The 13,001-nt window shown below is 71.9% G+C and carries 12 protein-coding genes; 10 read left to right on the top strand and 2 right to left on the bottom strand.

Annotated features, from left to right (window positions below; translation table 11 throughout):
- Positions 1–7: 7 nt before the first annotated feature.
- Complete coding sequence (locus tag ACQPZ4_RS34400; RefSeq protein ID WP_433045061.1) at positions 8–364, bottom strand: nuclear transport factor 2 family protein; 357 nt, start codon at positions 362–364, stop codon at positions 8–10.
- 28 nt (positions 365–392) lie between these two features.
- On the opposite strand from ACQPZ4_RS34400, the gene ACQPZ4_RS34395 reads away from it, so the two are divergent.
- The 5 genes from ACQPZ4_RS34395 (at position 393) to ispH (ending at position 5,998) form a co-directional block, all read left to right on the top strand.
- Positions 393–1,010 carry an L-threonylcarbamoyladenylate synthase gene (locus tag ACQPZ4_RS34395; RefSeq protein ID WP_433045058.1) on the top strand — a complete coding sequence of 206 codons (618 nt, stop codon included), beginning with the start codon at positions 393–395 and terminating at the stop codon, positions 1,008–1,010.
- A 227-nt stretch (positions 1,011–1,237) separates the two neighbouring features.
- A complete protein-coding gene (locus ACQPZ4_RS34390; RefSeq protein ID WP_433045055.1) occupies positions 1,238–2,665 on the top strand; it encodes a family 2B encapsulin nanocompartment shell protein in 1,428 nt (475 codons plus the stop codon).
- Complete coding sequence (locus tag ACQPZ4_RS34385; protein WP_433045052.1) at positions 2,655–4,031, top strand: family 2B encapsulin nanocompartment shell protein; 1,377 nt, start codon at positions 2,655–2,657, stop codon at positions 4,029–4,031. The genes ACQPZ4_RS34390 and ACQPZ4_RS34385 overlap by 11 nt, the downstream gene beginning before the upstream one ends.
- 3 nt (positions 4,032–4,034) lie before the next feature.
- Positions 4,035–5,060, top strand: coding sequence for a family 2 encapsulin nanocompartment cargo protein polyprenyl transferase (locus tag ACQPZ4_RS34380; protein ID WP_433045049.1), 1,026 nt, complete (start codon positions 4,035–4,037; stop codon positions 5,058–5,060).
- Positions 5,057–5,998, top strand: a complete 942-nt coding sequence (gene ispH, locus ACQPZ4_RS34375; protein ID WP_433045046.1) for a 4-hydroxy-3-methylbut-2-enyl diphosphate reductase — start codon at positions 5,057–5,059, stop codon at positions 5,996–5,998. Before ACQPZ4_RS34380 ends, ispH begins: the two co-directional genes overlap by 4 nt.
- Positions 5,999–6,005: 7 nt before the next feature.
- On the opposite strand, the gene ACQPZ4_RS34370 is transcribed toward ispH, so the two are convergent.
- Positions 6,006–7,061 (bottom strand): hypothetical protein, encoded by a 1,056-nt coding sequence (locus ACQPZ4_RS34370; protein WP_433045043.1) that lies wholly within the window; start codon positions 7,059–7,061, stop codon positions 6,006–6,008.
- 60 nt (positions 7,062–7,121) lie between these two features.
- On the opposite strand from ACQPZ4_RS34370, the gene ACQPZ4_RS34365 reads away from it, so the two are divergent.
- The 5 genes from ACQPZ4_RS34365 to ACQPZ4_RS34345 all read left to right on the top strand — a co-directional run bounded on the left by ACQPZ4_RS34365 (position 7,122) and on the right by ACQPZ4_RS34345 (position 12,995).
- On the top strand, positions 7,122–7,895 hold the full coding sequence (locus ACQPZ4_RS34365) for a hypothetical protein (RefSeq protein ID WP_433045040.1): 774 nt from the start codon (positions 7,122–7,124) through the stop codon (positions 7,893–7,895).
- A gap of 14 nt (positions 7,896–7,909) precedes the next feature.
- Entirely contained in the window at positions 7,910–10,024 is a 2,115-nt protein-coding gene (locus ACQPZ4_RS34360) for a terpene synthase family protein (RefSeq protein ID WP_433045037.1), read from the top strand.
- A gap of 95 nt (positions 10,025–10,119) precedes the next feature.
- Positions 10,120–10,557, top strand: coding sequence for a hypothetical protein (locus tag ACQPZ4_RS34355; RefSeq protein WP_433045034.1), 438 nt, complete (start codon positions 10,120–10,122; stop codon positions 10,555–10,557).
- A complete protein-coding gene (locus ACQPZ4_RS34350; RefSeq protein WP_433045031.1) occupies positions 10,542–10,910 on the top strand; it encodes a hypothetical protein in 369 nt (122 codons plus the stop codon). Before ACQPZ4_RS34355 ends, ACQPZ4_RS34350 begins: the two co-directional genes overlap by 16 nt.
- Positions 10,911–11,159: 249 nt before the next feature.
- A complete protein-coding gene (locus tag ACQPZ4_RS34345) occupies positions 11,160–12,995 on the top strand; it encodes a cellulase family glycosylhydrolase (protein ID WP_433045028.1) in 1,836 nt (611 codons plus the stop codon).
- Positions 12,996–13,001 lie beyond the last annotated feature (6 nt).

Below are 13,001 nucleotides of genomic sequence, written 5' to 3'. Positions count from 1 at the left end.
CGCCCTGCTAGCCGGCGTGCTCCATCCACCACTCGGTGAACTCGCGGCACTGGCCGACCGTGTCGAGGCGGATGAGCCACAGGTTGCTGTACGTGGCGTGCGGGTACGTCGTCACGCCCTGCACGACGCTCAGGTCCGGGCTCACCGTGACCGGGAACCAGCTGAACGCCGTCTCGCCGCGCTGGTCGCGGTGCAGCAGCCACTGGGCCACGATCGCGTCGCGGCCGCGCCACGGGTCGGCGTAGGGGGCGCCGTAGTACGCGGCGTCCTCGGCGAAGAGCTCCGCGATGCCCGCCGGGTCGTTGCTGTTCCACGCCCGGACGTAGCCCTCGACCCAGCCGGTCACCGCCTCCAGATCCGTCATGCGCTATTCCTACACGTAGGCTGGGGCTGTGGCGAGGTACTTCGACGTGCACCCGGACAACCCGCAGCCGCGGCTGCTGCAGCAGATCGTGACGCTGCTGCGCGCGGACGGCCTGATCGCGTACCCGACGGACTCCTGCTACGCGCTGGGCTGCCAGCTCGGCAGCCACCCCGGCCTGGCCAAGATCCGGGAGATCCGCCGCCTCGACGACCGGCACCACTTCACCCTCATGTGCCGCGACTTCGCCCAGCTGGGGCAGTTCGTGCAGATCTCCAACTCGGTGTTCCGGCTGGTCAAGGCGGTCACCCCGGGCAGCTACACGTTCATCCTGCCGGCCAGCCCCGAGGTGCCGCGCCGGCTGCTGCACCCCAAGAAGCGCACCGTCGGCGTGCGCATCCCGGACCACACGGTCACCCAGGCGCTGCTGGCCGAGCTCGGCGAGCCGCTGCTGTCCAGCACGCTGCTGCTGCCGGGCCAGGACGAGCCGATGACCCAGGGCTGGGAGATCAAGGAGACCCTCGACCACCAGCTCGACGCGGTCGTCGACGGGGAGTGCGGCACCGAGCCGACCACGGTCGTGGACCTCTCCGAGGACGAGCCGGAGATCCTGCGCGTGGGCGCCGGCGACCCGACGCGCTTCGAGTAACAAACCCGACAGTTGCAAAGCCCGCAAAGCCGGGCGCAGCAGCAATTCACCCGGTAGCCGGAGCGCAAAAATAGCCCGCCGTTTCGGGTTTGTCGCCCGTTCGGATGGGCCACCCCGGCATACTTGACATCATTGCGGCCGCTGACACCCGACGCGGCCGGCGGAAAGCCCATTCCCGAATTACGTCGTCGATGCCCCCTGCCCGAAAACGGATTGGAAAACAGACAATGACCGTGCTGGAATCCATCACCGGAAATGCGCAGCCGGGCGAGGCCGATCAGCGCCGGCTCAGCCTCAGCACCGCCGCCGCGCGGAACCTCGCCACCACGACCAAGTCCGTGCCGCAGATGCAGGAGATCACCTCCCGCTGGCTGCTCAAGCTGCTGCCGTGGGTGCAGGCGGGCGGCGGCGCGTACCGGGTGAACCGGCGGCTGTCCTACGCCGTCGGCGACGGGCGGGTCACGTTCGTCTCCACCGGCTCCCAGGTCCAGGTCATCCCGGCCGAGCTGGGCGAGCTGCCGCCGCTGCGCGGGTTCGACGACCTCAATGCGCTGCGCTCGCTGGCCGACCGGTTCGTGCAGCAGGAGTTCGCGGCCGGGGACGTCATCGTCAGCCGCGGCCAGCCCGCCGACCGGGTGTTCCTGATCGCGCACGGAAAGATCAACAAGATCGGCGCCGGCGAGTACGGCGAGGAGACCGTCCTGGGCGTGCTGGCCGACGGCGACCACTTCGGCTCGGAGATCCTCACCGACCTCGGCCTGACCCAGTACGAGTTCACGGCCAAGGCGCTGACCGGCTGCACCGTGCTGACCCTGAACCGCCAGGCGCTGCTGCAGATGAACGGGCAGGCCGACTCCCTGCGCGAGCACATCCGCACGCTGCAGAACCAGCCGCGGAAGGCGGCCAACCAGCACGGCGAGGCGGCGATCGAGCTCTCCGCCGGCCACGACGGCGAGCCCGTGCTGCCCGGCACGTTCGTCGACTACGAGCCGACCCCGCGCGAGTACGAGCTCAGCGTCGCCCAGACCGTCCTGCGCGTGCACTCCCGGGTCGCCGACCTCTACAACAAGCCGATGGACCAGGTCGAGCAGCAGCTGCGGCTGACCATCGAGGCGCTGCGCGAGCGCCAGGAGCACGAGCTGGTCAACAACGCCGACTTCGGCCTGCTGCACAACGCCGACCTGTCCCAGCGCGTCTACACCCGCGCCGGCGCGCCCGGCCCGGACGACATGGACGAGCTGCTGTCGATGGTGTGGAAGGAGCCGTCCTGCTTCCTGGCCCACCCGCGTGCGATCGCCGCGTTCGGGCGTGAGTGCAGCCGCCGCGGCGTGTACCCGGCCGGCGTCGACGTCGGCGGCCACCAGATGCCGGCCTGGCGCGGCGTGCCGATCTTCCCGTCCAACAAGATCGGCATCAGCGACACCCGCACCACCTCGATCATGCTCATGCGCACCGGCGAGCAGAACCAGGGCGTCATCGGCCTGCACCAGACCGGCCTTCCGGACGAGTACGAGCCCGGCCTCTCCGTGCGGTTCATGGGCATCAGCGAACAGGCGATCATTTCGTATCTGGTCAGCGCGTACTATTCCACGGCGGTGCTCGTACCGGATGCGCTGGCCATTCTTGAAAACGTGGAAATCGGCCGTGAAAACTGACGAGGAGTCGCGGCTGAGCCTATCTCCGAAAGCCGCGCGAACGCTTTCCACGACCACCAAGTCGGTACCGCAGAATCAGGGCGTCTCACCCCGCTGGCTGCTCACCGCGCTGCCCTGGGTCGAGGCGCACGGCGGCGCGTACCGGGTCAACCGGCGGCTCACCTACGCGCTCGGCGACGGCCGGGTCACGTTCACCAACACCGGCGCGGCCATCCGGGTCGTCCCGCAGGAGCTGCGCGAACTGCCGCCGCTGCGCGAGTTCGAGGACGAGTCGGTGCTCAGCGCCCTCGCCGAGCGGTTCGAGCAGCTCGAGCTCGGCCCGGACGAGACCGTCGTGCGGGCGGGGGAGCCGGCCGACCGGGTGTACCTCGTCGTGCGCGGCCGGGTCCGCAAGCTCGGGCCGGGCGAGTACGGCGACGACGCCCTGCTCGGCGTGCTCACCGACGGCGACTTCTTCGGCGACGGGGTCTTCGCGGGCGCGCACCACGCGTGGCCGTTCACGGTGCGCACCAGCACCCCGGCGACGCTGCTGGCGCTGCGGGCGCACGAGATCGACCGGCTGCGCGACCAGACGCCGCTCGGCGGGTACATCGCGAAATATCAGGAAAAAGCAGGTCAGAAGCAGAACAGGCACGGCGAGGCGGCCATCGACGTCGCCGCCGGCCACGACGGCGAGCCCGTGCTGCCCGGCACGTTCGTCGACTACGAGCTCGCGCCGCGCGAGTACGAGCTCAGCGTGGCCCAGACCGTGCTGCGCGTCCACACCCGCGTCGCCGACCTGTTCAACGAGCCGATGGACCAGACCGAGCAGCAGCTGCGGCTCACCATCGAGGCGCTGCGCGAGCGCCAGGAGCAGGAACTGGTCACCAGCCGCGACTTCGGCCTGCTGCACAACGCCGACCCGCGCCAGCGCATCTCCACCCGCAGCGGCCCGCCGACCCCGGACGACCTCGACGACCTGCTCTCGCGGCGGCGCAAGACCCGGGTGCTGCTCGCGCACCCGAAGGCGATCGCGGCCTTCGGCCGGCAGTGCAACCAGCGCGGCCTGTACCCGCCGCCGGTGCAGTACCAGAGCAGGCCCTTCACCTCGTGGCGGGGCGTCCCGCTGCTGCCGTGCGACAAGATCCCGATCTCGGAGCGCGGCACCAGCTCCATCATCGCCATGCGCACCGGCGAGGACGACCAGGGCGTCGTCGGGCTGCGCCAGACCGGCCTGCCCGACGAGGTCGAGCCGGGGCTGAACGCGCGGTTCATGGGCATCGACGAGCGCGGCCTGATCGCGTACCTCGTGAGCACCTACTACTCCGCCGCCGTCCTCGTGCCGGACGCGCTGGGAGTCCTCGAGCACGTCGAGATCGGAGGCTAGGCCGTGGTCGCCGTCATCGCAGCACCGCGCACCGCGAAGGTGCAGCTGGCCGAGGCCCGGCGGCTGGTCGATCCGGCCCTGCGCGCCGCCGTCGACTCGCTGCCGTCCTCGATGCGGCACATCGCGGGGTACCACCTCGGCTGGTGGGACCCCGACGGCGTGCCGGTCCGCGCCGACGCCGGGAAGGCGCTGCGCCCGGCCCTGGTCTTCGGCGGGGCCCTCGCGGCCGGCGGCACCGACCTCGACGCCGTGTCCGGGGCGGTCGCCGTCGAGCTCGTGCACAACTTCTCGCTGCTGCACGACGACGTGATGGACGGCGACGTGACCCGCCGGCACCGGGCCACCGCCTGGAGCGTCTTCGGCACCAGCGCCGCCATCCTCGCCGGCGACGCGCTGCTCGCGCTCGCGATGGACGTGCTCGCGGCCGGCGGCAGCCCCGCCGCGACCCGGGCCGGCGGCATGCTCGCCGCCGCCGTGCAGCGCCTCCTCGACGGGCAGAGCGCCGACCTCGACTTCGAGCGGCGCGACGACGTCGGCGTCGACGAGTGCCTGCGGATGGCCTCGGCCAAGACCGGCGCCCTGCTCGGCTGCGCGTGCGCGGTCGGGGCGCTGTTCGGCGGCGGCCGCCCGGCCCAGGTGCTGCGGCTGGCCCAGTTCGGCGAGGACCTGGGGCTCGCGTTCCAGTTCGCCGACGACCTGCTCGGCATCTGGGGCGACCCCGCGGTCACCGGCAAGCCCGTCCACTCCGACCTGCGCAGCCGCAAGAAGTCGCTGCCGGTGGTGGCCGCGCTGACCGGCGGTACCGCTGCCGGGTCGGAACTGGCGGCCACGTATCACGGCCCGGCGCCCGAGGACCTCGCCGGCGAGGCGGCCCTCGTCGAGGCGGCCGGCGCGCGGCTGTGGGCCCAGGCCCACGCCGACGAGCTGCTGGGGCGGGCCGTGGAGGCGCTCGCCGCCGCCGAGCCCGAGCCGCGGGCCGAGGCCGAGCTCGTCGCCCTCGCCGGCCTGGCCGTGCGGCGCGACCGGTGAATCGGGCGGCGCCGACGACGGTGCTGCTCGCCGCGCCGCGCTCGTTCTGCGCGGGCGTCGAGCGGGCCGTCGAGATCGTCGAGCGGGCCCTGCAGCAGTGGCCGCACCCGGTCTACGTGCGCAAGCAGATCGTGCACAACGCGCACGTGGTCGCCGGCCTCGAGGCCCGCGGCGCGGTCTTCGTGGAGGAGCTCGCGGAGGTGCCGGACGGCGCCACGGTCGTGTTCTCCGCCCACGGTGTCGCTCCGTCGGTACGCGCCGAGGCCGGCCGTCGCGGCCTGCTCGTCGTCGACGCCACCTGCCCGCTCGTGACCAAGGTGCACGCCGAGGCGCGCCGGTTCGCGGCCCGCGGCGACACCGTCGTGCTCGTCGGGCACGCGGGCCACGAGGAGGTCGAGGGCACCCTCGGCGAGGCGCCGTCGCGGACCGTGCTGGTGGCCGACGCCGGCGACGTGGCCGCGCTGGCGGTGGAGGATCCGCGCCGGGTGTCGTACCTGACCCAGACCACCCTCGCCGCCGACGAGGTCGCGGGCGTGGTGGACGCGCTGCGGGCCCGGTTCCCGGACCTGCGCGGGCCCGGCTCCGACGACATCTGCTACGCGACCACGAACCGGCAGGAGGCGGTGAAGGCGATCGCCCGCGACGCCGGCGTCGTGCTGGTCGTCGGGTCGGCGAACTCGTCGAACTCGCAGCGGCTGGTGGAGCTGGCCCGGCGGCTCGGCACCGCGGCCTACCTGATCGAGGACGCGTCGGCGCTGCGCGACGAGTGGCTGGCGGGGGTGCGGGTGGTCGGGCTGTCGGCGGGCGCGTCGGCGCCGCCGCGGCTCGTCGACGAGGTGCTCGACGCGCTCCGGGCGCGCGGGCCGGTGGTGGTCGAGGAGCGCCGGGTCGCCGAGGAGCGCCTCCAGTTCTCCCTTCCTCCTCTGGTACGGCCATGAGCCCGCACTATCGCCGCCCGCGCCGCACCAGCCTGGAGACGGCGACGGCGGCGACCATGATCGCGCCGGCCACGGGGATGTACCGGGTGCCGACCTTGTGCCTGGTCTCCAACGCGGCGGCCAGCACCACCGGCTCCGGGATTCGGTGCTGTGCCCGTGACAGGCTCGGGATCGGTGCCGGGGACTCGATCGGTGCCTTGACGGGCTTTGGTTTTGGCGTCGGCCTGTGCGAGGGCGTCGGCGCTGCCGTTGTCGGGGCCGTCGTTGCCGGCGGTGCTTGTACGGGGCAGGTTGCGGCGTCCGATGAGGTCACCGCGCCCAGGTCGGCGAGTTGCTCCGCCTTGCCGCCGGTGATCCGGAACAGGGCGCTCGACATGGGTTTCCGGCCGGTCCTCGGGCCGGCGCCGGGGCCCGCGTCGCGGTTGAGGATCGCCGCGATGGAGCCGTCGGCGAGGACCGCCACGCCGCCGTATGCGGAGCTGGGCGGTAGCGTCGGGACCGGCTCCAGGTCGACGGCGGAGACTCCGGTGCCGGCGTCCCAGCGCAGCCGGACGACCCGGGCCACGTCGTCGACGGCCAGGACCGAGACGAGCTCGCCGGTGCGCGGGTCGGTGGCCCAGTCGCCGGTGTACGGGAGCTCCGGCAGGGCGTACGTGCCCGGTCCGCCGATGCCGACCAGCCTGTCGCCGGTGCTCACCAGCAGGTGGTCACCGACGGCGGCGGCGCCGTACCCCTTGGCGAGGGCGGCGCGGTCCGGGGCGGGGCCGAGGTCCTCGACGGCGCCGGCGGTGCTGACCCGGACCAGGTGCGGGGCCTGGGGCAGGCGCTTGCCGTCCAGCTCCGTGGCCAGGCCGGTGATGAGGCCGTCGGGCGTGCAGGCGATCGCGTTCAGGGCGTACCGGATGCGGGTCTTCTGCTCCTGTCCTTGCGCGTCGACCGCGTGCAGCGTCGAGCCGGTCGTGCCCGGTGCCTGGTCGACCCAGACCAGCCCGGGCGGCAGGACGGTCGCGGACGGGGCCGGTGTCGGCGCGAGGAGGAGCGCGGCGGCTAAGGGTCGCAGCATGAAATCCCCTATGGTCGATTTGCGGCTTTTGCGCGATGTCACCATATCCCGGGGTGCCTCGTGAACGGGCAGATCCTGGTCGGCGGGCTGGTCGTGGTGGCCGTCGCGGTCGCCGTGGCCGTGGTGCTCGGGCTCGCGGTGCAGCGCTGGGTGCCGGTCGCGGACCGGCAGGAGAACAACGACGTCGCGGGCATCGCGTTCGCGATCATCGGGGTGCTGTACGCGATCCTCATGACGTTCGTGATCGTGAGCGTCTGGGAGGCGGGCGACGCGGCGCAGAACAGCAGCCGCGCCGAGGCCCGCGCGGTCGTCGACCTGGACCGGTACGCCGAGACCCTGCCCGCGGCCGGGAACGCCGCGATGCATGCGCAGCTCGCGCGGTACACCCAGATCGTCGAACAGCAGGAATGGCCGGCGATGGCCGCCGGGCACCCGGTCGGCAAGGCCGGCAGCGGCGTCATCGCGCAGTTGTGGCACAGCGTCGACCTGCCGGTCGTCGACGGCGACGACGCGGCGGCCGCGCGGCAGGCCGAGGCCCGGGCCACCCTGCGCGAGCTCGTCGTCAACCGCGACGCCCGGCTGGCCGCCGCCGGCGCCGGGCTGCCGAAGGTCATGTGGCTGGCCCTGATCGTCGGCGACGTGCTCACGCTGGCCAACGCGCTCATGTTCGGGGTGAAGGGCAGCGGCGAGTACCTCGCGATCGTCGCCATGCTCTCGGCCATGTCCGCGCTCATGCTCTTCGCCGTGTACGAGCTGGAGTACCCGTTCCAGCGCGGCGAGAGCGTCACCGTCGAGGTCTTCTCCAGCGTCGTCGACGACGGCGCGGCATCCTAGGGAGTCTGGTTTTCGTGACTGCGCAACCGTTCCAGCTGCCGGAGTTCTACACGCCGTACCCGGCGCGGCTGAACCCGGCGCTGGAGACCGCCCGCACCCACTCCAAGGCGTGGGCCCGGGCGATGGGCATGCTCGAGGGCTCCGGCGTGTGGGACGGGACCGACTTCGACGCGCACGACTATGCGCTGTTGTGCGCGTACACGCATCCGGAGTGCGACCCGGCGGAGCTGGACCTGGTCACCGACTGGTACGTGTGGGTGTTCTTCTTCGACGACCACTTCCTCGAGGTCTACAAGCGCACCCAGGACTTCGCCGGCGCCCGCGCGTACCTGGACCGCTTGCGGCTGTTCCTTTCGGCGGAGGCGCCGGCTCCCACGAATCCGGTCGAGGCGGGCCTGGCCGAGTTGTGGGCGCGGACGGTACCGGCGATGTCGTCCGACTGGCGGGAGCGGTTCGCGGAGAGCACGCGCAACCTGCTGGACGAGTCGCTGTGGGAACTGGCCAACATCAACGCGGGGCGGGTGTCGAACCCGATCGAGTACATCGAGATGCGCCGCAAGGTCGGCGGCGCCCCGTGGTCGGCGAACCTGGTCGAGCACGCCACCGGCGCCGAGGTCCCCGCGCGGGTCGCCGCCAGCCGCCCCCTGCACGTCCTGCGCGACACGTTCGCGGACGGTGTGCACTTGCGCAACGACCTGTTCTCGTACCAGCGGGAGACGCAGGAGGAGGGCGAGCTCGCCAACTGCGTGCTCGTGCTGGAGCGCTTCCTGGGCTACCCCCCGCAACGCGCGGCGGAGGCCACCAACGACCTGCTGACCTCGCGCCTGCAGCAGTTCGAGCACACTGTTGTGACGGAGCTGCCCGCGCTGTTGCTCGATTTCGCGCTGGACCCGGCGGAACAGGCGCGGGTGCTCAAGTACGCGCAGGGCCTGCAGGACTGGCAGGCCGGCGGCCACGAGTGGCACATGCGCTCCAGCCGCTACATGAACAGCGGCGCCCGCTCCACGCAGCTCGGCGGCCCGCTCGGCCTCGGCACGTCGGCCGCGCGCCTCGGCTGGCACTCCCGCCTGCGCCGCGTGGCGCTTGCTCCGGCGCCGGCCGGCCACCTGCCGATCCCCGCGCTGTACATGCCGTTCCAGGTGCGCCAGAACCGCCACCTCGACCTGGCCCGGCGGGACGTCCTGGACTGGTCGGAGCAGGTCGGCTTCTTCACCATGGTCTGGACCCGCGAGAGCCTGGCCGGCATCGACCTCGCGGTGTGCGCCGCGGGCCTGGACCCGGACGGCAGCGCGGACGCCCTGGTGCTGGGGACGCGCTGGCTGAGCTGGGGCACCTACGCCGACGACTACTTCCCGCAGATACCCGACCCGGCCGCCGCCCGCCTGCTTGTCGCGCGCCTCTCGCAGATCATGGACGGCGCGCCCGTGGTTCCCGCCAACCCGGTCGAGGCGGGCCTGGCCGCGCTGTGGCCGCCCGCCATGAGCGCCGCGGGCGCGGCGCGGTTCCGCGCCGCGATCGAGTCGATGCTGACGAGCTGGCTGTGGGAGCTGGACAACAACCGCCAGCGCCGCATCCCGGACCCGGTGGACTACATCGAGATGCGCCGCCGGACGTTCGGCTCGGACCTCACGATGAGCCTGTCCCGCCTGGCCCACGAACACGACCTGCCCGCCGCGCTGTTCGACTCCCGCCCGCTGCAGAACCTGAACAACGCCGCTGCTGATCACGCGTGCTTTGTGAACGACTTGTACTCGTACCAGAAGGAGGTGGAATTCGACGGCGAGGTCCACAACATCGTCCTGGTGGTCCAGCACTTCCTGTCCGTGGACCGCGACACGGCGGCGTCGATCGTCCGCGACCTGATGGACGAGCGCATGCGGCAGTTCGAACACATCGCCCGGACCGAGCTGCCGCTGGTGGCCGACCACTTCACCCTGAACGCGGCGGCGCGGGAGTCGCTGTCCCGGTACGCGCGGGAGCTGGAGAACTGGCTGGCGGGCGTGCTGAAGTGGCACCAGGACACGGACCGCTACAAGGAGTCGACCCTGCGAGGCGGGGGAGTGTCCCCGGCGCCGACGCACTGGCTCCGGCGCACCCTCCAGCCGACGGGTTCGCTGCCGTCGGCCTGACCGCTCCATTGTGGTCGGTTGGAAGGACGGGCGGCGGAGGCGGGTTCGGCCGGTCGGGTATGTCGTTCCAGGTTCGGTTCCGTTCCAATCGACGCGTGACGGACGACAGCACGTTCGAGGTCGAGCTGGCCGACGCCGACGCCGGCCGGGAGATTGCCCGGGCGGTCGGCGTTCGGCATGCGATCGCCCGGAAGTTCGTGCTGCGGGCTCGGCGGCGGAATCCCGATGCGTCGCCGGCCGAGGTGATTCAGGTGCTGGAGCGGCAGTACGTGGCCGCCATCACCACCGCCGGCGGGGTCGTGGCCGCGGCGGCGATCGTGGCCGACGTGGGGATCGCGCTCATTCCCGGCGTGGGGGCCGCGGCCGCCGGGGCCAAGAGTGCCGGGCGGCAGGCGGCCAAGCAGGCCGGGAAGCAGGCCGCGAAGGCGGTGGCCAAGCAGGTCGCACACGGCGCCGCGGTGACGGGGGCCCGGCGCAGGGCCTGGTCGGGACGATCCAGACCGGGCGGGTCGACGCCGTGCGGCAGGGGCTGAGCTGGAAGCAGCAGGCGGCGGTCGAGTACGGCGTCGGCGCCCTGGCCGGTGGGGTCACGCGGCTCCTGTTCGGCCGGGAGGTGGTGGAGGCGGCCCGGGTCGCGTTCGCCGAGGCCCCCGACGCGTTCCCGGCCCATCTCGCCGTTCCCGTGACAGACGATGGGGCGGACTCCAACCAGGCACTCGCCCAGCACCGCCGCGCGCTGCGGTGGGAGCGCCGTGCGGGCCAGGGCGCTGAGCACCGCGCTGCCGGAGACCACCACCCGAAGCTGAAGCGGGTAACCGATCGCAGTCGGCGGGGGATCGGAGTTCTTGACTGCCTCCTGTGGGGCTCGTATCGTCGGGCTGGTTAAGCGGTTAATGGCGCGGGTGGTCGGTGGAAGTTTCGGGGCGATCCCGGGGCTGATCTGCGGGGCGGCCGCGGGCTCGTTGACGCATGCACGGTGCTGACTACGTTGCAACTCCGTGGGCGCCCGCCCTCCCCTCGGAAAGGTTGGCCACCGATGTACCGAAGACTGCTTGCGCTTGCCGTTGCCGCGGTCAGCGTCCTGGCCTCCGGCGGCACCGCTTCGGCTCAAGAAGCCACGAGCGACAAAGGGTTCGTGACGCGGCAAGGGGACGATCTGCGGCTCGACGGGAAGGCGTTCCGGTTTGCCGGGACCAACAACTACTACCTGCACTACCAGTCGCGCGCGATGGCCGCCGACGTGCTCGGGGACGCGGCGGCGGCCGGGTTCAACGTGGTGCGCACCTGGGGCTTCATGGAGTCGGGGCAGAACGGGGTGTCGTTCCTGAGTTTTGACGGCACGAAGCCCGTGGCCAACGACGGGCCCGACGGGCTGCAGCGGCTCGACTACGTGCTCAAGGCCGCGCACGACAAAGGCATCCGGCTCGTCATTCCGCTCACGAACAACTGGAGCGACTTCGGCGGGATGGACCAGTACGTCAAGTGGCGGGGCGGGCAGTACCACGACGACTTCTACACCGATCCCGTGGTCCGGGGCTGGTACCAGGAGTGGGTCGCGCACGTGCTGAACCGGACCAACTCGCTGACCGGCGTGCAGTACAAGAACGATCCGACGGTTCTGGCGTGGGAGCTCGCGAACGAGCCGCGCTGTGGTGGGTCCGGGCAGCTGCCGCGGTCGGCGGGCTGCACCGATCGGACGCTCGTGTCGTGGGCCGACGACATGACCCGCTTCATCCACGGCGTCGACCGGCACCACCTGGTCGGGGTCGGGGACGAGGGGTTCCTGTGCACCGACCGCGCCGGCTCCGACTGGACGACCAACTGCGCCGACGGCGTCGACTCGGCCGCGCTGGCCGCGTTGCCGGGCGTCGATCTGGCCTCGTTCCACCTGTACCCGGACGGCTGGGGCAAGGACGCCGCCTGGGGCACCCAGTGGATCCGCACGCACGCCCAGATTGCCGCGCGGGTGCACAAGCCGGTGATGCTCGGCGAGTTCGGGATCAAGGACAAGGCGACCCGCAACGTGGTCTACAAGGCGTGGCTCGACGAGGCCGTCCGCGACAACCTCGACGGCTTCCTCTACTGGATCCTCGCCGGAGTCCAGGACGACGGCACCAACTATCCGGACTACGACGGCTTCACGGTGTACTGCGCAGAAAAAAGGCCTGACCCAGTCTGCACCACCATCGGAAACGCCGCTGACGAACTGCGGCACGGTCAGCGGTCGCGCCCGCCCGTGGCCGACGACGACACGGCGCAGACGCTGCGGGACGAGGCGGTCACCCTGCAGCCGGCGGCGAACGACATCGCCTACCGGACGCGGGTCAGGCCCTCCAGCATCCGGCTCGAGTCCACCACCACCCCGGGCGGCACGTTCGCGTTGAACGCGGGCACCGGCGCGGTCACGTTCACGCCGGCGGCGGGCTTCCAGGGTCGCGCCTCCACGACGTACACCATCAAGGACGAGGCCGGCCGCACGTCCAACACGGCGCGGATCGACGTCACCGTCCGGCCCCGGCCGGGAGATCCGCTGCTGATCGCCGGCTTCGAGGACGGTACCGACGGCTTCGCTCCTGGCTCTTGGCAGGTCAACGCGGGAACCGTGGCGCAGACCGGCGAGTTCCACCCGCAGGGGGCAGCCGGCCTCCAAGTGGCATCAATCGACGGCGGCTGGTTCGGGATCGCGCCGCTGCCGGCCAAGCTCGATCTGTCGGGCAAGGCAAGCCTGAAGTACGAGCTGCGCACGGCCGCGGCGGGCACCTCGACGAGCATCGCGGTGCAGACCGGCGACGCGTGGACCTGGTGCCAGTCCACGTTCGGCTGGGTGAACCCGGACACGACCACCACCGTCTCCATCGACCTCGCGACCGCCATGTCCTGCGACGGCACCGCCCTGGCCGACGTGCGGGTGGTCTACCTCTGGTTCTCCGGCGGCGGCACCTTCGACATCGACAACCTTCGAGCGGAGTAGTGGAGC

Source organism: Dactylosporangium sp. CS-033363 (assembly GCF_050942475.1).
Classification (GTDB): domain Bacteria; phylum Actinomycetota; class Actinomycetes; order Mycobacteriales; family Micromonosporaceae; genus Dactylosporangium.
This window is presented reverse-complemented; position numbering and strand designations above follow the sequence as displayed.

Excerpts from the sequence above, each read along its gene's own strand:
- ACQPZ4_RS34390 (WP_433045055.1), top strand. The coding sequence starts at position 1,238 with ATGACCGTGCTGGAATCCATCACCGGAAATGCGCAGCCGGGCGAGGCC.
- ACQPZ4_RS34370 (WP_433045043.1), bottom strand. The coding sequence starts at position 7,061 with ATGCTGCGACCCTTAGCCGCCGCGCTCCTCCTCGCGCCGACACCGGCC.
- ACQPZ4_RS34400 (WP_433045061.1), bottom strand. The coding sequence starts at position 364 with ATGACGGATCTGGAGGCGGTGACCGGCTGGGTCGAGGGCTACGTCCGG.